The organism is Cobetia sp. LC6, assembly GCF_030264805.1.
In the GTDB taxonomy this organism is placed as follows: domain Bacteria; phylum Pseudomonadota; class Gammaproteobacteria; order Pseudomonadales; family Halomonadaceae; genus Cobetia.
This window is the reverse complement of sequence record NZ_JASSPL010000004.1, coordinates 79,766-98,258: the sequence shown is the minus strand read 5'-3', so window position 1 is coordinate 98,258 and position 18,493 is coordinate 79,766. Positions and strand designations below refer to the sequence as shown.

Genomic DNA, 18,493 nt, shown 5'->3' with positions numbered 1-18,493 from the left:
TATTGGCCCTTTTAGTCAACAGCGCTCTTGCATTTCAACCTCCGCCAGCGATATCAATCAGCAGCAAACAAAAAAGGGCAGACGCACCGCGTCTGCCCTTTTTCATTGGAATGCGGGTTTTAATCACACCGCCATATTCATGATTTCCTTGTAGGCGCTGAGCAACTTGTTGCGCACCTGCACGGTCATCTCGAATTCCAGTGAGGCCTTCTGGCCTGCCACCATGACCTGATCGAGGCTGACATCCGGGCTGCCCAGCTCGAAGGCCTTGGCCTGGCCTGCCGCGACCTGCTGTGACTGGCTGACGCGCGCCAGCGAATCCTTGAGCATTCCGGCAAAGCCCTGTGCATCAGTGCCGCTGGCCTCTGACACTGCGCCCACCGACAGAGCGTTGCTTCCCGCCGCCTGCACCGCCATCTGATCGAGCTGCTGCAGACTGCCCATCATCGCGGATGACATCGCCGCGCCGACTGCCTCAATTGCCATCTCGCCTCTCCTTTCTCAACGCGCGCCATTCATCTGCCGCTTTCAGTGGAGCACAGACTATCAGTCAGTCGAGCGGCTGAAAGTGACTAATACCTCTGTTTTGCGACGCTATTCGTCTGATTGGATGTGCGCCCAGCTTCGATAATGGCCAGCCTACGCAAGAAGGCGCTGCGAAACGCGACATTGTTGATCCATCGTTTTCATGTTTCGCCCTGCTTGCTGGAATCACCCGCTGCGACTTCAGACCACGGCGCTTATCGGACATCTGCATGAGTACACCCAGCCAGACAGCGCCCCAGTCGGGCACCTCGACGACGTCACAATCATCAGACAAGCCAGCCAATCCCTTGCTGGCGCGCCTGGCGGCATTGCCACGTCTGCCGCTCATCATGGCAGCTGCCTTCAGCGTGGCCGTCATTGTCGCGTTACTACTATGGGGCGCTGGCACCCAGTGGAGTGTGCTCTATCGTGATCTGCCCGCCAGCGAAGGCGGCGAGATCGTCGCGCAGCTGGAGCAGACCGGCGTGCCCTATCGGCTGAGCAATGAAGGCGCCACTGTCGAGGTACCCAAGGAGGATGTCTATCGCCTGCGTCTGGCACTTGCCCAGCAGGGCCTGCCCAGCCAGGGCGGTTCCGGCTTCGAGCTGATGGATACCCAGGCCTTCGGCATCAGCCAGTTCACCGAACACGTCAATTACCAGCGCGCGCTGTCCGGCGAACTATCGCGCACCATCGCCAGTCTCGAGCCGGTGTCCAGCGCCCGTGTGCACCTGGCGCTGCCGGAGGATTCCATCTTCGTGCGCGAACGTCGCCCAGCGACGGCCTCCGTGGTGGTTGAACTCAAGGGCGGCCAGCAGCTCAAGGCGCGTCAGATCCAGGCCTTCCAGCATCTGGTGGCCGGCAGCGTGCAGGGCCTGGCGAGCGAAGACATCACCGTCGTCGATCAGGACGGCAATCCGCTGTCGCGCCCGGCAGGCGATGCGCTCAACCTCGATGGCAGTGCGCTGGAATATGCCCAGGCACTGGAGCGCCGCTATCAATCGCGCATCAATGCTCTGCTGACGCCGTTGGTGGGACGCGACAACTTCCGCGCCGAGGTCAGCGCCCAGCTCGATTTCTCCCACGCCGAAGAGACCGAAGAGCTCTACACGCCCAATCAGCAGCCGGGCAGCGCAGCGGTGCGCAGTGAACAGCTCAACAACACCGGCGCTGGGGAAATGCTCGGCATCGGCGGCGTGCCGGGTGCACTCTCCAACACGCCCCCGGGAATTGCCGCCTCGCCCATCAATGCCGATGACGCGGTGAATGCTGACGGCACCACACAGACTGACGATGTGGGCAGCGGCCTGAGCAACTATCAGCGCAGCAGTACCATCAACTATGAAGTCAACAAGCGCGTGCGTCATACCCGCGCGCGCCTGGGCCGCCTCGACAATCTCTCGGTGGCGGTGGTGATCAATCACCGTCGCATCATGGACAGTGACGGTAACCTGACCAGCGAACCGCTGGCAGACGACCAGCTGGCACAGATCGATTCGCTGGTGCGCGAGGCGATGGGCTTCAATGCCGAACGTGGCGACAGCCTGAGCGTGATCAATGCGCCCTTCATGACCGCCGAACAGCAGAACGCCGGGCCGCCGCAGCAGTGGTGGGAGAAGTGGCTGAACAATCCCGAGATGCAGGCGCTGTCCATCGAGCTTGGCCGCTACCTGATCATCAGCTTCATCGCTTGGCTGCTGTATCGCAAGTTGCTGCGCCCGCTGTTGCAGCCGCTGCTGCGTCCGCAGGAAGCCTACCAGACCATCGGTCAGCCGCCAGGCACACAGGCAGCCGGCAGCGCCGCGGGTGGCATCGGCGGCATGGAGTCTGGCCTGGCAACAGCCAATGGCGACCTGGGCAGCATGATGGCGAACCAGACAGCTCCGGTCAGTGGCCCGCGTATGCCTACCCCCTATCAGCAGAACCTCAAGGATGCACGTGACATGGCCCGCGATGATCCGCGCATGGTCGCCATGATCCTCAAGAACTGGATGAGTCACCATGAGTAAGACACTGACGAACATGGAACGCAGTGCGGCCCTGATCATGAGCCTCGACGAGGACAGCGCCGCAGAGGTCTTCAAGTTCCTGTCTACCCAGGAGATCCAGCAGCTCAGCGCGACGATGACCAACATGCCGCAAGTCACCCAGGAGCAGATGGCGAAGACGCTGGAGATATTCCACGCCGACAGCGAGCAGTTCAGCGCCGTCAATCTGCTCTCCACCGACCATATCCGCTCGGTGCTGGTGAAGGCGCTGGGTCAGGAGCGCGCCAGCTCCCTGCTGGAAGACATCTACGAGAGCTCCGGTCAGAACAATGGCATCGAGACGTTGAACCTGATGGAACCGCCATTGGTGGCCGAGATGATCCGCGACGAACACCCGCAGATCATCGCCACCATCATGGTGCACCTGGAGCGCCATCAGGCCTCGCAGATTCTCGAGCACTTCTCCGACACCCTGCGCAACGATGTGCTGCTGCGTATCGCCACCTTCAGTGGCGTGCAGCCGGCGGCCCTGCAGGAACTGACCGAAGTGCTGAGCAACATGCTCAGTGGCCAGAACCTCAAGCGCAGCAAGATGGGCGGCATTCGTACCGCGGCCGAGATACTCAACCTGATGCCGGGACAGCAGGAAGAGCAGGTCCTCGAGGCGGTGCGCAACCACGACGAGAGTCTGGCGCAGCAGATCATCGACGAGATGTTCGTGTTCGAGAACCTGGTCGGGCTCGAGGACCGCTCCATCCAGCTACTGCTCAAGGAAATCGACAACGAGACGCTGGTCACGGCGCTAAAGGGCTCCCCCGAGGCGATCATCCAGAAATTCCTGCAGAACATGTCGCAGCGTGCTGCCGAGATGCTGCGTGATGACATGGAGGCGCGTGGTCCGGTGCGTGTCAGCCAGGTCGAGGCCGAACAGAAGAGTATCCTGCAGACGGTACGTCGACTGGCCGACAGCGGCGAGATCGTGATCAACAGCGGTGGCGAGGACTATGTCTAGTTCTGATCCGCATCATGACGCGCCTGCCCCGAGGGCCGAGCACGACGTGGCAGGCAGCCACGACATGCATCAATGGCAGCCGCTGGAACTCGACGCGCTGGATGGCAAGCCCACAGCGTCTCAGTCGGGTGGCGGCTTTCAAGCCGGCATGCCGCACACTGCGGCGCCGGATGTCGGCCTGATTCGGCGCATGGCGCAGCGTGCCCGTTCGACCTTAGAGCAGGAGACGCTAGAGCAGCAACAGGCGGCACGTTATGAAGGCTATGCCGCGGGTGAGAAAGCCGGTTATGAAGCGGGTCTGGCGCGTGCAAGGCAGGAAGCCGCCGAGCAGGCGGCGCGTCAGGCCGAGGCCGCCCAGATGGCTCTCGAACAGCAGGCTGCCCAGCTGGCACCACTGATCGAGAATCTGCAGCAATCACTGGCGTGTCTGGATGAGCAGATCAGCGATGAGCTGGCGGCACTGGCCATCAGCGTCGGTCAGCATCTGGCCCGCGAGGCATTTCGGGCCCACCCGGAGCACATCATCGACAGCGTGCGCAGCCTGCTGGCGGCGGATCCGCCGCTTATCGGCCGTCCGCGCCTGTATCTGAATCCGGACGACCTGCCGCGCGTCGAGCAGGCGATGGGCGAACAACTCACCAGGCTGGGCTGGCAATGTCTGCCGGACGCCAGCCTGAGCCTCGGCGGATGTCGCGCTGAAGCCGACAGCGGCTGTCACGATGCCAGCCTCGAGAGCCGCCTGGAGATGCTGTCACGCCAGCTGCGCCATCGCGGCAGCGCCGACGGCAGCCTGCATGGCAAGGATGAGGCCAGCAGTTCGCGCATCGTGCAACGCCAGTCGTCAGGACATGTATCGCCAGATCAGGCACGCACCGAGCTGGCAGGAGATCGCGCATGAGTGACACGCCATGAGCACCTCTTCCGCACAGCAATGGCGCAGCGCGCTGGGCGCCATTCGTGAGCGCGTTGATAGCCTCGAGCCCCAGCGCAGCAATGGCCGCCTGGTACGCGCGACCGGCCTGGTGCTGGAAGCGGTCGGCCTGCGACTGCCGGTGGGCGCCAGCTGCCTGATCGAGCTGGGCGCGAAGCTGCCGCCGGCCGAGGCCGAGGTGGTCGGCTTCGCCGATCAGACCCTCTACCTGATGCCCATCGACCCACTCAGCGGCGTCGCACCGGGCGCGCGGGTGTTCCCCCTCGGGCATGGCAATGTCGGCGAGCGACGCTATCCGGTCGGCGAAGCGCTGCTCGGGCGAGTCGTCGACGGTGTGGGTCGCCCGCTGGATGGCCTCGGCCCGCTGGAAGATGTCGAACATGCGCCGCTGGAGAGCCCTCCGCTCAATCCGCTGGAGCGCGCGCCCATCGACACGCCGCTGGATGTCGGCATACGTGCCATCAATGCCTTGCTGAGCGTTGGCCGTGGTCAGCGCATGGGGTTGTTCGCCGGTTCTGGCGTCGGCAAGAGTGTGCTGCTGGGCATGATGGCGCGCTTCACCGATGCCGATGTGATCGTGGTCGGCCTGATCGGCGAGCGTGGGCGCGAGGTGCAGGAATTCATCGAGAACATTCTTGGTGAACAAGGCCTCAAGCGCGCCGTGGTCGTGGCCACGCCGGCCGACATGACCCCGTTGCATCGCCTCAAGGGCGCCAGCTACGCGACGCGCATCGCCGAGTCCCTGCGCGACAAGGGCCAGAATGTGCTGCTGATCATGGATTCGCTGACCCGCTACGCGATGGCCCAGCGCGAGATCGCCCTGGCCATCGGCGAGCCACCGGCCACCAAGGGCTATCCGCCCTCGGTATTCGCCAAGCTGCCGGCGCTGGTGGAACGCACCGGCAACGGCCGGCGTGGCGGCGGGTCGATCACCGCCTTCTATACCGTACTGACCGAAGGCGATGACCAGCAGGACCCCATCGCCGACAGTGCCCGCGCGATTCTGGATGGGCATATCGTGCTGTCGCGACGCATTGCGGAAAGCGGCCACTATCCAGCCATCGATATCGAAGCCTCGATCAGCCGCGCCATGTCGGCGGTGGCGCCGGAGCGGCAGCTCACCCGCGCCCGTCGCTTCAAGCAGTTCTATTCCAGTTATCAGCGCAATCAGGACCTGATCGCCATCGGCGCCTACCAGCCCGGCAACGACAAGGTGCTCGACGCCGCGGTGCGCCTGCACGAGCCGATGGGACGTTTCCTGCAACAAGGCACTACACAGCACACAAGTCTTGCCGATAGTACGAACATGCTCGAACAATTGCTGGCTCAGCCATGATGGCCGCCTTCACCTGTCATTGATCGGGAACCCTCACTGAATGGCCATCTCAACGTCACGTTTCGACACCCTGACCCAGCTGAGCGAGCGCCGGCGTGATGGCGCTGCGCGCCAGCTCACCAGCCAGCGTCAGCGTCAGGAAACCGCCGCCCAGCAACTGGTCACCCTCGAGCAGTACCGTCTCGACTACTGCCAACAGATGCAGGCACGCCTGACTCAGGGGCTGGACCCGGCCAGCTGGCACAACTATCAGGCCTTCATCGCCTCGCTGGACAAGGCGATTGCCCAATGTCGCGCTCGGGTGGCCCAGGAACAGACCCAGACGCACCATCAGCATCAGCGGCTGGTGAAGGAACAGCAGACCCACGCGGCCTGGCAGGGCCTGGCGGATCGCGCCAGCCTGAGCGCCGCGCTGCAGGCGCGCACCACTGAGCAACGCCAGAGTGATGAACAAGCCACCCAGGCCTGGTTACGCCGTGCCAATGGCTGAAGACGGCCAGTCAGAGGAGTGACACCATGACGGACACTGCACGCATCTCGATGTTGTCGGCCACCTCGCCAACCAGGGCGCCGACCAGCGCCAAGGCCTCCACTGAGGAGACTCGCTCGCGCGACGACGTCAGCTCGGCTTCCTCTGAGAGCGCCTTCGAGGCACAGCTGTCACGCGCCCAGCGCGAGGATCGCCAGCAGGATAGGCAAGCGATGCAGACGCAGGCGCAAGAGGCACAGCAACAGCGTGTCGAGCGTCGCGAGGCCGCCGAAGACAAGCATGCCCAGCACCTCGAGCAGGCGCAGGCAGCATCATCAGACACCTCACCCACTCAGGGCCCGGCCGGTGCCGCCCTCCAGAGCGGCAACCTCCCGCCTGCCCAGCCCTCATCGGCAAGTCAGACCGCAGGACAGCCCTCAGCGCAGTCACTCGAGGTCTCACGACTGGATAGCAGCGTCGAGCGCGGCATCTCGCGCATGCAACAGCTGCAGCAACTTGCGCAAGGCGGCCAAGGCACCTCCGGCAGTGACGAGGCGGTACTGAACGCGACAACTGCCACAACAGCGGGCAATACAGCGGTCAACACGGCAGGCGACACGGCGCTGCAAGGTGACTGGCTGGCCGCGCTGCGCAATCCTGCAGCGGCGGGACTGGACGGCGCCATTGCGGATCACGCGCCCACCAGCAGGACCTCCCCGGCAGCGGCAGGCAGCCTGAGCGCGGATGCGCCCTCCTCGCTGATGGATGGCGCGCTGGGCCCGCTGACCGAGGAGGCCGTTGAAGGCGTCACCGCCAAGGCCGACGGCGCCCTGCTTGATGCCAACGGCTCACGCGCCGGTGGCGATCCGTCCCAGCTCTCGGGTGCGTCATCTGCTGGCGTGTCAGTCGGCGCACCGAGTTCGGCCGCTGCAGGCAGCGGCACCATGCTCAATGGTTCAGGCATTCCAGCAGCCAATCCAGCGGGCATGGCATCACAGGCGGGAGCCTTGATCCCCGCAAGCGTCGGCACTCAGGCCTGGCAACAGGCACTCAGCGAGCAGGTAGTACGTATGCAGTTGAGCAAATCGCCGCAGGCCGAGATCGCGCTCAATCCAGCCAATCTGGGCAAGCTGACCATTCGCCTCAACATCGGCGAACAGGGCACCAGTGCGCACTTCGTCGCGGGCCACCAGCAGGTTCGCTCGGCGGTCGAGTCATCCCTGGGTGAGCTGCGTCAGGCGCTGGAATCCCGGGGGCACGAGCTGACGGCGATCAGCTTCAGCAGTCAGGACGACATGCAGCAGGACGATGCCCGGGACGAGGCGCCGGGCAACTCGCCCAATCAGGGTCAGTTCGCCCAGCACCTCGAGGGTCAGCCGGCGAGTGGTGCCAGCAAGAGCGCTGACGCCATGGAGGGAAGCCTCGCCGCGAGCAACCTCACAGGCGAGCTCACAAGTGCATCCCAGTTAGCCTGGGGACGGCGTGAATGGCAGGCATGACGGGCCTGGCGCTTGCCAGGTGCTTGTGTCAGCGGCTCCCGTCAGGTGGCTGTCAGATGAGCCCGCCTGGCGCGTCATCATTCAAGTAAGCGCTCGCACGTGGCGTTATTCCGCCGTTCGATCACCACGCCTTCGGTCATACTGGCCCCGCCACCGACTCCAGGGACACCGCACCACGATGTCAACGATTATCACCACCCCCGCCAGTCAGCGTCGCTCCTGGCTGCTGATCGGGGTCATCAGCCTGATGAGTGCCGTGATCGCGGCGCTAGTGGCCGTCTATTTCGCACTGCCGATGCTCAGTGATCAGAAGGCCGCACAGGACGCCGAGCCGGAAGTCGTGGTCGTGCCACCGCCGGTCTTCATGCCGCTGGCGCCCTTCACGGTCAACCTGGAAAGCCCGCGCGGCAATCGCCTGCTCTATATCGGCATCACGCTCAAGATGGCCGATCAGGACGCGGTGGCGCGCGTGGAAGAACTCAAGCCCGAACTCAAGAGCCGTCTGCTGCTGTTGCTGTCGGGCCAGAGCCCGGATGAGCTGATCACCCAGGCCGGCAAGCAGACGCTGCAGAGCACCCTGACCGAGGCGCTTTCGCGCCCCTACAGTGAAGGCGGCCAGCCACTGGCCATCTCCGGCGTGCTGTACAACGACTTCATCGTGCAATAACTGGCCATGGCTCAAGACGATCTGCTGTCACAGGACGAAATCGATGCTCTGCTCTCCGGCGTGAACGGTGACAGCGGTGCAACGGCTGACGCCTCGAGCACGCCCGGCGAAGCGCGCATTCGCCCCTTCGACCCGGCGAGTCAGCACCGCATCATCCGGGATCGCCTGCATGCCCTGGATATCATCAACTCGCGTTTCAGTCGCCAGTTCCGCATGGGGCTGTTCAACCTGATCCGCCGCGGCGCCGATATCACCGCCGGGCCGGTGCAGTTCCTGAGCTACAACGAATTTTCCCGCAACGTGCCGGTGCCGACCAATATCAACCTGTTCACCATGAAGCCGCTGCGCGGTACCTCGATGCTGGTGTTTCCGCCCAGCCTCGTGTTCATGGTGGTCGATAGCCTGTTCGGCGGTGACGGTCGCTTCGTGACCAAGTCAGAGGGCCGCGAATTCACGCGCACCGAACAACGCGTCATCCAGCGCCTGATGCAGCTGGCCTTGAATGCCTACCGCGACGCCTGGTCGGCGGTCTACGCCGTGGAAACCGACTATCTGCGCAGCGAGATGCAGGTCAAGTTCGCCAATATCACCAGCTCTCCCAACGAGATCGTGGTGTGCACCAGCTTCCATCTGGAGGTCGGCAATCACAGCAGCGACTTCCAGATCTGCCTGCCCTACTCGATGATCGAGCCGCACCGCGAGCTGCTCTCGAGCCCGCTGCAGGAAACCAGCGCCGAGGGTGACAGTCGCTGGGGCGAGCGCCTGCGCAAGGAAGTGCGCGCCACCGATGTCGAGCTGCACGCCGACTTTGCCAGCATCACCACCACGCTGGGCGCGCTGGCCGAACTTGCCGTGGGCGATGTGCTGCCCATCGAGAAGCCCGAGCGCGTCAATGCCTACGTCAACAATGTGCCGGTGCTCGAAGCCGGTTTCGGTCGCGCCAATGGCCACCGCGCCCTGCGCGTGACCCGTATCATCAATCATCCGATCAACACTGCCAGCGAGGACAGCGGCGATGAGTGAGCCCAATTCGCCAGACGCGCCCGCGCCCAAGGCCACCCCGAATTCCCCGACATCCGGCACTGACGACCCCTGGGCCGATGCGATGACCGAGCAGATGGGCGACGAGTGGGCCAAGGCGCTGGAAGAACAGCAGAGCGAGGCTGCCCCGCAGGGCGGCGAAATCTTCGAACCCCTCGATGGCAGCGGTGGCGGCGCACGTCCGCGTGAGCTGGACATGATCATGGACATCCCGGTCAAGATGACCGTGGAGCTGGGGCGCACGCGCCTGACCATCAAGCAGCTGCTGGAGCTGTCGCAGGGCTCGGTGATCGAGCTGGATGGCCTGGCCGGTGAGCCGATGGACATCCTGATCAACGGCTACCTGATCGCCCAGGGCGAGGTGGTCGTGGTCGAGGACAAGTACGGTATCCGCATCACGGAAATCATCACCCCCAATGAGCGGGTACAGAAGCTCAACCGCTAAGGCTGTTCCTGTCATGACCTCCGATGCCCCTGACGGCGCGATCTTGCTGCCGGATGCCAGCCCCAATACCAATACCAGCGCCACTACCCAAGCGCCGTCACCGGCCTTTCTCGGTAGCGACGCAAACCTGAATGCCGACACATCCAGCGGCTCACCGCTGGGGGCGGCCAGCCTGGTCAATACCGGGCTGGCGCTTGCCGGCGTGATCGGCGTGATCCTGCTGCTGGCATGGCTGATGAAGACACTCGGGGGTGCCCAGACACTGCGCGGCAATCGCATAGCCCTGCGCCCGCTGGCGCGGCTGGCGCTGGGTCACAAGCAGAGCCTGGTGGTGGTAGCGGTGGGCAACCAGCAATTGCTGCTGGGCGTCGGGCCGGCGGGCATCACCTCCCTCGGTGAGCTGACGGCCGAGAATGGCGGCCTGGTGCCCGCATACGATGGCAGCACTCCGAACAACGCATCGCTGACCTCGCCCACCTCCGCAACCGGCGGGAGCGGTGCCGCGGCCGGCTTTGCCGAGTTGCTGCGCGACCGTCTCGCCAGACGCTCGCCGGCTGCCACGTCCGCCACGATGTCCTCTGAAGCGCCCAAGCGTGACACTCCAGACAAGACAGATGATGCGGAGCCTCGCTCATGACGGGCCTGGTGAGGTTGTCGCCGGGCATGAGAGCAAGAGGACTGAAGACAAGAGAGCTGCTGACAGGGCTGTTGGTCGCATTGTTGACATGCCTGCTGACGAGCCAATCGGCACACGCCGATGTGCTCAGCGGCCTGACCAGCCAGCCACTGCCGGACGGCGGCGAGTCCTGGTCGCTGAATATCCAGACATTGATCCTGCTCAGTGGCCTCGCCCTGCTGCCGGCGGCCTTGCTGATGATGAGTGCCTTTACCCGCATCATCATCGTGCTGGGCCTGCTGCGCACCGCGCTGGGCACCGCGTCTGCGCCGCCCAATCAGGTGCTGGTCGGCATCGCGCTGTTTCTGACCTTCTTCGTGATGTCGCCGGTGCTGGAGCGTATCTACGACGAGGCCTGGCAACCCTATGACAGCCAGGCCATCAGTCTGCAGGAAGCCATCGAACGCGGCGGCGATCCACTGCGCGACTTCATGCTCGGTCAGGTGCGTGAGCCGGATATCGCCCTGTTCGCGCGCCTGGCCAAGGTCGAGGAAATCCAGACCCCGCAGGACGTGCCGTGGCGGGTGCTGCTGCCGGCCTTCGTCACCAGCGAGCTGAAGACGGCCTTCCAAATCGGCTTCAGTCTGTTCGTACCCTTCCTGATCATCGATCTGGTGGTGGCGAGTGTGCTGATGGCGCTGGGGATGATGATGGTGCCACCCGCCACCATCTCGTTGCCCTTCAAGTTGATGCTGTTCGTGATGGTCGATGGCTGGCAGCTGCTGCTGGGGTCGCTGGCCGAGAGCTTCTACTGAGAGAACTTCTTCTTGGAGAACTTCTTCTGGGAGAGCTTCTATTGAGCCAGGCCCTGGCGTCACCCCATTACCGGGCTTTCCAGCCGTGACTCGCGACCGTGCCGCGCCACCGTGCACTGCCAGCCTCGACAGCTCATATCTGCCCACCTGCCCATCGAGAACGCGCCGCCATGACCCCTGAAGTCATCACCAGCCTGGCCTCGCATGCCATGTACATCATCCTGTTGGTGGCAAGCCCACTGCTGGCCAGCGCCCTGTTCATCGGCCTGATCGTCAGCCTGTTCCAGGCCGCAACCCAGATCAACGAGATGACCCTGTCCTTCATCCCCAAGATTCTCGGCGTGTTCGGCACCCTGGTATTGGCCGGCCCCTGGTTGCTGGAGACGCTGATGGACTTCACGCGCAGCGTCTTCACCAGCTTCCCGCACCTAATCGGATGAGCGATGCACCGATGAGCGTCACCGCAAAGCCCGACGCAAGCCCGGCGGGAGGTCGCTCCATTGCCGAATGACCTGCTGTCCCCCGAGCATCTCCAGGCCCTGCTGCTGAGCGTGATGTGGCCCTTCGCGCGCCTGTCCGGCTTCATGATCAGCGCGCCGCTGTTCGGTCACCGCAGCCTGCCAACGCCGGTGCGCCTGTTGATGGCCTTTGGCCTGGCGCTGATCATCGCACCGCTGGTCGAGAGCCCGCCCCCGGTGGATGTGCTCGGCCCGGCCGCCGTCTGGCAGCTGGTATTGCAGATGGGCGTCGGCCTGGCACTGGGACTGGTGATGCGCATCACCTTCGCCATCGTCGAGGCGGCCGGAGAATTCATCGGCTTGCAGATGGGGCTGGCCTTCGCCAGCTTCTTCTCGGCCGACACCGGCACCAATACCCAGGTGCTGTCGCGTCTGCTGGGCATGCTGGCCATGCTGCTGTTTCTGGCCTTCAATGGCCATCTGCTGGTGCTGGAAATCCTGGTCACCCACTTCCACGAGATTCCCCTCGACCTGCGCCGCATGGGGCCCGTCGGGCTGGAGAATCTGCTGCTGTGGAGTGCCAGCCTGTTCAGCGCCGGCCTGCTGCTGGCCTTGCCGCTGGTGGCCTCGCTGCTGGCGATCAACCTCGCGATGGGCGTACTCAATCGCTCGGCGCCGCAGCTGTCGGTGTTCTCGATCGGCTTCCCGCTGACCCTGCTGCTGGGCATCGCGATGCTGTGGCTGATGATGCCGGGCATGACGGACTGGCTGTCGCTGCTGTTCCGTCAGGCGCTGGGCGCCTTCCAGGCCGTGCATGAAGGCCTGGGCACGATGCCATGACATGCAAGCAGTGACCTGAAAAGCAATGACCTGAAAAGCAAAGATCTGAAAAGCAACGACCAGGACGCAAGAGCCGCACCGGATGCCATCGCGAGAGCGAGTATCCAGTGCGGCTTTTTCATCATTCCTCGAACGCAGTCACGCCATCACTCAGCGCAGATAGTCGAACAACGACATGCCCGAGATATCCGAGAACGCCTGCTGTGAGGCCTGCAGTCCCACCTGGGTCAGCGAGTAGTCGGAGATCGCCTCGTTGTAATCCAGATCGATCAGGTCCGAGCGGGTCGAGGCATAGTTGAGCTCACGGTCATCCCCGATGATATCCAGTGAATCCAGCTCGTTGAGCTTGGTGCCGACATCGGCACGCACCGTCAACACATTGTCGAGACTGTTGCTGAACTGGCGACTGGCGGTCGAGATGGCGTTGTTGAAGGCGGCCTGATCGGCCTCGCTCTCGATCGGCGTACTCAGTGCAGTGATCAGCTCATCCAGATTGGCGAACACATCGGCACTGGCCTCACCCTCCTCGACCACCAGCTGCGTTGCCTTGCCTTCTGCCTGAGCTTCAAGCACCTGTTGCTCAGCACCGGACAGCGTCATCGACAGGCCATTGAACGCAAGGGTCATGCCATCGCTGAACGCCACAGGCGATGGCAGCGGCTCACCTTCGTCGTCGAGGATAGGGAGATCATTGCCTTCAGCATCGGTGCCGCTGATCGTGACACCGGCGGCATCAATGCTGACGCTGTAGGCCGCGCCATCGACCCGCGCCGCGGCGTCGACGACCTCCGGCCCCTTGAAGGTGATCGGCAGTGACGACTCGCTCTCGCTGGTCTGGCGGGCCAGCTGCTGATTGCCGGATGCCACGCCGCCAAAGATCTGGCTGCCGGTATGATTGACCTCCATCAGACGCGAGCTGTCGACGCGTTGCTGGCGCTGCTCATCATCGCCGCGATAGCTGCCATCCTCGCCAAAGGGAGCCGTGTCACCGCTCATGCCGCCGAACAGATAGTTGCCATTGCCGTCGGTGCTGTTGGCCAGCCCCAGCAACACTTCGCGACTGCCTTCAATCTCGGTGGCCAGCGCATCGCGGTCGCTGTCACTGAGAGTGCCGTTGCCCGCCTGCACGATCAGACTCTGGACTCGCGTGATGGTGTCGGTGACCTGATTGAGCGCGCTTTCCTCGATGGAGAGGTTGTTGCGCGCCGTGGTGCGGCTGTCACTGAACTGTTCGTTGACGGCCTGGGACTGCGAGATCGTCACCGCCTGGCTGGCCGCACTCGGGTCATCCGAGGGATTGACCACGCGCCTGCCGCTGGCCAGCTGCTCGGACACCTTGGAGAACGCCGCCTGCTGATCCAGCATCGAAGTGACGCCCTGGGCATAGAGGGTTTGGGTACTGATGCGCATCACGGCCTCGTTAGCGGATATTCAGAATGGTATCCAGCACCGTCGACGCGGTCTGGATGACCTGGGCGTTGGCCTGGTAATACTGCTGATAACGGATCAGATCCGCGGCTTCTTCATCCAGATTGACCCCCGAGATCGACTGGTCTGCCGCCGACAGCTGCTCGGTCAGACCTTGCTGAGCTTCCAGATTGACCTGCACCTGACGGGTCTGGTTGCCGACCTGACTGACCAGCGACGCGTAGTGATCATTGAAGCTGCCGGCGCTACCCAGGGCGTCGCTGCTCTGCAGTGACTGCAGGGCGAGAATGTTGCGGTTGTCGAGACTGGCGCCGCTTGAGCCCGCGGCGATCTCGGCGCCTTCGTCGATCGCGACCCCGAAGGTGTCGGCGATATTGCGCGTCGGCTGGATGGTAAAGCTGTCACCGTCCGCCATGCCGGTGGCGGTGAACACCAGGCCGTCCTGGCGCATCACGCCTTCTCTGTCCGGGGTCAGGGTCTGCACGGCGCCGCTGCTGAGGTTCTCCAGCTGGTAGGTGCCGCCGTCAAGACTCAGGCGGTAGTCATCGCCGGTCAGCGCGACGCTGTAGAAGTCGTCACCTTCCTGCTGGGTGGCGGGGGCGAATGTCACCTCAAGGTCCGCTCCGGCGGCATTGCTGCTGACCGGCAGCACCTCCGGATCGCCGAGAGTGAAGAAGTCGCCCCCCGTGTTGCCATTGGCGTCGACACCGTCGGCGTGCTGGGCATTGAAGGTCAACGCCAGACCCGCTGCCAACTGGCCGAGCTGATTCTGAGTCGGCTCGAGGCTGTCGACGCGGAAGCTCAACAGCCCGCCCAGGGTGCCGCCTTCGAGCTGTTCCTCATCGATGGCGCTGGTCACGCCCGGCGCCACGCTGTAGGTAACCATCGAACGACTCATGTCCTGCGGGTCGGGCTCCACGGCCAGTTCATGATTGCTGCTGCCGTTGACCAGCAGCTGGCCATTGCCGAGGCTGACGCTCAGCCGACCATCCTGCTCCTGCACCTCGACGCCGACCAGCGTCTGCAGGTCGGTCACCGCCTGATCGCGCTGGTCCATCAGGCCCAGCGGCTCTTCGCCGGTACGCGCACGCGTCAGGGAAATCTGCTCGTTGAGCGAGGCGATCTGGCTGGTGGCAGTGTTGATGTCGCCGACCACATCGCCGAGCCGTGAATTGACCGCAGCGTCCATGTCATCCAGATAGGCGGAGAAGGCATTGAACTGCCCGGCCAGGCTCTCGGCGCTGCCCAGCAGGCTCTCGCGCGCCGCCGGGTCGCTCGGCTGACTGGCCACGCCTTCGATGGCGCCGAAGAACTCCTGCATCAACGGCGCCAGGCCCGCCTCGTCATCGGCGAGCAGATTGTCGATCTGGCTGATGTTGGCTTCGTGGGTCTCAAGCGCCGTGCTGGCGCTCATGGCGCTGTCCAGCTGCGCCGAGAGATAGCTGTCGGTCTGACGGCTGATCGACGCCACGCTGACACCGCCACCACTGCTGCCACTCAGTTCGACCGTTTCACGGCTATAGCCCGGCGTGTAGACGTTGGCGATGTTGTTGCTGTTGGTGGCAAGCGCCGTCTGGGCGGCTTGCAGACCGCTGACACCGATACTCAACATGCTGCTGGCCATGGCGTTTACCTGAAAGGAACAATGGATAGAGGGGGAGGATTAATGACGCCACATCGCGGCGTACGGATGCTGTAAATATCGGCGCGTCAAACGCCAACTTGAGGCCGTAGGCAGCAATAGTTGCCAGCCATTCATCAACAGGGATTCGTCATCAGCGACTCTAGCGGAACAGCGGCTCTGAACGGCCCATCGCCACCTGAATGGCCCCTGATGCAGTGCCTTCACTGCCAGCACCGATCTCTTTATTCGTCGCAGCCGCCATATCCGACGCAGACGCCACACCCGGCGTAGACGCCGCATCCTTCGCAGACGCCAGCTCGACCAGCGGCTCAGAATCGCGCGCATCGAGGGCAAACAGCGGCGCGGAGGCCTCAAGCAACCCACGCGGGGAGCTTGAGTTGTCGGTAGCGACAGACGATGACGCAGGCACGGTATCGCGTGTCGCCAGGCGGGTCTCCGCTGTCTCGAGAGACCCGCTGGCCTCCAGCGGGCCGACACGGCTCATGATCGAGATCAGCTTGTCGGCATAGTGCGGATCAGTGGCGTAGCCCGCCTCCTGCAAGGCACGCGCGGCACTCTCGGGGTCCGGCGACCGGGTCACGTGGGCATAACGCTGAGCGCCGGTCAGCAGCGCGGCATGATCACGCAGCGCACTGGCCTGATCGGGATAGACGCGGAAGCTGTCCTCGAGACGCATGCGCCGACCATCACGGTATTCGGTGGTCAGCACCGTGGTGCTGTCGCCCTGCCAGCTGCTGCCGGCCTTGATGCCGAACAGATTATGGCTGTCGGTGCCGGCCTCGGTGTGAATGCGTCGCTGACCCCAGCCTGTCTCCAGCGCGGCCTGGGCCAGAATCAATTCTGCAGGCAGCCCGCTTTCACGACTGGCCGCCTGAGCGGCGGGGCCAAATTCCGCCACGAAGCGCTGTACATTCTCCGGCTGACGACGTTGTTGCTCGCTGAGCGCTGCCATGTCGGTCACTGTCTCCGGGCTGACGGTATCAGACACATCATCCTTGCCTGTCGTCGCCATCGGCAGCTCGGCGTAGACGCCTCGCGCCGTGTCGCCGGGCGCCAGCGTATCGAGCATCGCCATGAAGCCGGTGACCTCGTCTGCAGGGTGTGTCTCCACCGCCGCCTGCCAGTCATCTTCGCGAGCCGCGCCCATCTCCGGGGTCAGGCCCACCGCCGACAACCAGCCGTCGGCACCCTGTTCATCAACAGACTTCCCATCGGCTGCTGCGCTTGGGGAGATTACGGTGCTGCTATCCGTGTTCGTGCCCATCCCCGAGCTGGAAGACAACTGCTGAATCAGGATCTTCGACAGACCGACACCGTCGCCGACACTGGCCAGTTGCTGGGAGAGCTGCTGGTCCAGCATCGAGGTCATCATCTCTTGCTGCTGGGAGCCGGTCAGCGCTGAATTCTCGGTCGCCGAGCGCATCTGCTTGAGCATCATGTTGAGCATCAAGGCCTCGAATTGGCGCGCACTCTCTTCCAGCGCTTCCTGCTGGCGTTCACCGCCACTGCTGGCCGCCCCCTTGAGACTCGCCAGTCCCTGGGTGTCGAAGGCCAGACGACCGGCGTCCACGTTGGCACCGCTACCAAGCACACTCATCAGATCACCTCGAGATCAGCACGCAGCGCACCGGCTGCCTTGAGCGCTTCCAGAATCGAGACCAGGTCCTGCGGCGTGGCGCCCAGCGCATTCAGGCCATCGACGACCTCCTGCAGGCTGGCAGTCCCCTCGACCATGCGCAGCGCACCGCCCTGCTGGTTCAGGCTGATATCGGGGTCGTTGACCACTGCCGTCTGTCCCTGGGACAGCGGCGCGGGCTGACTGATCACCGGATTGGCGTCGATCACTACCGACAGGTTGCCGTGGGTGACCGCAGCGCGCGCCAGGCGCACTTCGGAATTCATCACCACCGAGCCGGTCCGTGCATTGACCACCACACGCGCACGCGGCACGCCCAGGGCGACCTCGATGTTCTCGAGCCTGGCGATGAAACCAACACGTTGACTGAGATCACGCGGCGCCTGCACCACGATATCGCGACTGCTGAGCGGCGAGGCCAGCGAGCCCCCGAAGTCGCGGTTGATGGCGCTGGCGACATTCTGGGCATGATTGAAATCGCCCTCGAACAGATCGAGATGGATCATGCCATTTTCATCTCCGAGACGCGTCGGCACGCCGCGTTCCACCGTCGCCCCACTGGGGATGCGACCGGCGGTCAGCTGGTTGACCTGCACGCTGGAACCGCCGGCCTGGGCACCGGCGCCGCCGATGATCAGATTGCCCTGCGCCAGTGCGTAGACCTGACCATCCACGCCCTTGAGCGGCGTCATCAACAGGGTGCCGCCGCGCAGGCTCTTGGCATTGCCCAGCGACGACACCACGACATCGATGGGCTGACCGGAGCTTGCAAAGGCCGGCAGGCTGGCGGTGACCATGACCGCCGCCACGTTCTTGAGCTGCATGTTGGTGCCCGACGGCACCGTCACGCCCAGTTGGGAGAGCATGTTGGTCAGGCTCTGGCCGGTGAACGGCGCCTGGGTGGTCTGATCCCCGCTGCCATCCAGCCCCACCACCAGGCCGTAGCCGACCAGCGGGTTGTCGCGCACGCCGCGCACCTGGGCGAGGTCCTTGATGCGATCGGCCTGCGCCGATTGCAGTGTCAAGGTCAGGCAGCTCACCAGCATCAGACAGGCGGCCAGCGCAGCGCGCCAGCGTGGAGAAGGAAGCATCTCAAGCATCGGATAGCGACTCATGATGGGACAGCGTGGTGAGGAATCGGG

The 18,493-nt window shown here is 64.0% G+C and carries 18 protein-coding genes; 13 read left to right on the top strand and 5 right to left on the bottom strand.

The window, feature by feature from the left end; translation table 11 throughout:
• Positions 1-123: 123 nt before the first annotated feature.
• The gene (gene fliE / locus QQF40_RS06900; RefSeq protein ID WP_285460798.1) at positions 124-486 is read right to left on the bottom strand and encodes a flagellar hook-basal body complex protein FliE; all 363 of its coding nucleotides are present in this window, start codon (positions 484-486) and stop codon (positions 124-126) included.
• Between the two features lie 269 nt (positions 487-755).
• On the opposite strand from fliE, the gene fliF reads away from it, so the two are divergent.
• The 13 genes from fliF to fliR all read left to right on the top strand — a co-directional run bounded on the left by fliF (position 756) and on the right by fliR (position 12,642).
• Complete coding sequence (gene fliF / locus QQF40_RS06895) at positions 756-2,534, top strand: flagellar basal-body MS-ring/collar protein FliF (protein ID WP_285460797.1); 1,779 nt, start codon at positions 756-758, stop codon at positions 2,532-2,534.
• Entirely contained in the window at positions 2,527-3,525 is a 999-nt protein-coding gene (gene fliG, locus QQF40_RS06890; RefSeq protein WP_285460796.1) for a flagellar motor switch protein FliG, read from the top strand. Before fliF ends, fliG begins: the two co-directional genes overlap by 8 nt.
• Before the next feature lie 64 nt (positions 3,526-3,589).
• Entirely contained in the window at positions 3,590-4,423 is an 834-nt protein-coding gene (locus tag QQF40_RS06885; RefSeq protein ID WP_285460795.1) for a flagellar assembly protein FliH, read from the top strand.
• A 10-nt stretch (positions 4,424-4,433) separates the two neighbouring features.
• Positions 4,434-5,792, top strand: a complete 1,359-nt coding sequence (fliI, locus tag QQF40_RS06880; RefSeq protein WP_285460794.1) for a flagellar protein export ATPase FliI — start codon at positions 4,434-4,436, stop codon at positions 5,790-5,792.
• A gap of 40 nt (positions 5,793-5,832) precedes the next feature.
• Positions 5,833-6,282, top strand: a complete 450-nt coding sequence (fliJ, locus tag QQF40_RS06875; protein ID WP_285460793.1) for a flagellar export protein FliJ — start codon at positions 5,833-5,835, stop codon at positions 6,280-6,282.
• A 26-nt stretch (positions 6,283-6,308) separates the two neighbouring features.
• Complete coding sequence (locus QQF40_RS06870; protein ID WP_285460792.1) at positions 6,309-7,760, top strand: flagellar hook-length control protein FliK; 1,452 nt, start codon at positions 6,309-6,311, stop codon at positions 7,758-7,760.
• A gap of 178 nt (positions 7,761-7,938) precedes the next feature.
• A complete protein-coding gene (gene fliL, locus QQF40_RS06865) occupies positions 7,939-8,427 on the top strand; it encodes a flagellar basal body-associated protein FliL (protein WP_054556624.1) in 489 nt (162 codons plus the stop codon).
• 6 nt (positions 8,428-8,433) lie between these two features.
• Positions 8,434-9,450 (top strand): flagellar motor switch protein FliM, encoded by a 1,017-nt coding sequence (gene fliM, locus QQF40_RS06860; protein WP_107334751.1) that lies wholly within the window; start codon positions 8,434-8,436, stop codon positions 9,448-9,450.
• Entirely contained in the window at positions 9,443-9,913 is a 471-nt protein-coding gene (fliN, locus tag QQF40_RS06855; RefSeq protein WP_153635814.1) for a flagellar motor switch protein FliN, read from the top strand. Before fliM ends, fliN begins: the two co-directional genes overlap by 8 nt.
• Before the next feature lie 13 nt (positions 9,914-9,926).
• Positions 9,927-10,550 carry a flagellar biosynthetic protein FliO gene (gene fliO, locus QQF40_RS06850; RefSeq protein WP_153635815.1) on the top strand — a complete coding sequence of 208 codons (624 nt, stop codon included), beginning with the start codon at positions 9,927-9,929 and terminating at the stop codon, positions 10,548-10,550.
• Between the two features lie 26 nt (positions 10,551-10,576).
• A complete protein-coding gene (gene fliP, locus QQF40_RS06845; RefSeq protein WP_153635816.1) occupies positions 10,577-11,344 on the top strand; it encodes a flagellar type III secretion system pore protein FliP in 768 nt (255 codons plus the stop codon).
• Positions 11,345-11,514: 170 nt separating this feature from the next.
• Positions 11,515-11,784, top strand: a complete 270-nt coding sequence (fliQ, locus tag QQF40_RS06840) for a flagellar biosynthesis protein FliQ (RefSeq protein ID WP_153635817.1) — start codon at positions 11,515-11,517, stop codon at positions 11,782-11,784.
• 60 nt (positions 11,785-11,844) lie between these two features.
• Entirely contained in the window at positions 11,845-12,642 is a 798-nt protein-coding gene (fliR, locus tag QQF40_RS06835) for a flagellar biosynthetic protein FliR (protein ID WP_242007635.1), read from the top strand.
• 150 nt (positions 12,643-12,792) lie between these two features.
• Here the strand turns inward: fliR and flgL are convergent, their stop codons facing one another.
• From flgL to QQF40_RS06815, 4 genes are all read right to left on the bottom strand, one after another.
• Positions 12,793-14,052, bottom strand: coding sequence for a flagellar hook-associated protein FlgL (gene flgL, locus QQF40_RS06830; RefSeq protein WP_285460791.1), 1,260 nt, complete (start codon positions 14,050-14,052; stop codon positions 12,793-12,795).
• Positions 14,053-14,062: 10 nt separating this feature from the next.
• Entirely contained in the window at positions 14,063-15,694 is a 1,632-nt protein-coding gene (flgK, locus tag QQF40_RS06825) for a flagellar hook-associated protein FlgK (RefSeq protein WP_285460790.1), read from the bottom strand.
• Between the two features lie 160 nt (positions 15,695-15,854).
• Entirely contained in the window at positions 15,855-17,312 is a 1,458-nt protein-coding gene (flgJ, locus tag QQF40_RS06820; protein WP_285460789.1) for a flagellar assembly peptidoglycan hydrolase FlgJ, read from the bottom strand.
• Complete coding sequence (locus QQF40_RS06815; protein ID WP_502871422.1) at positions 17,312-18,451, bottom strand: flagellar basal body P-ring protein FlgI; 1,140 nt, start codon at positions 18,449-18,451, stop codon at positions 17,312-17,314. Before QQF40_RS06815 ends, flgJ begins: the two co-directional genes overlap by 1 nt.
• Positions 18,452-18,493: the final 42 nt, after the last annotated feature.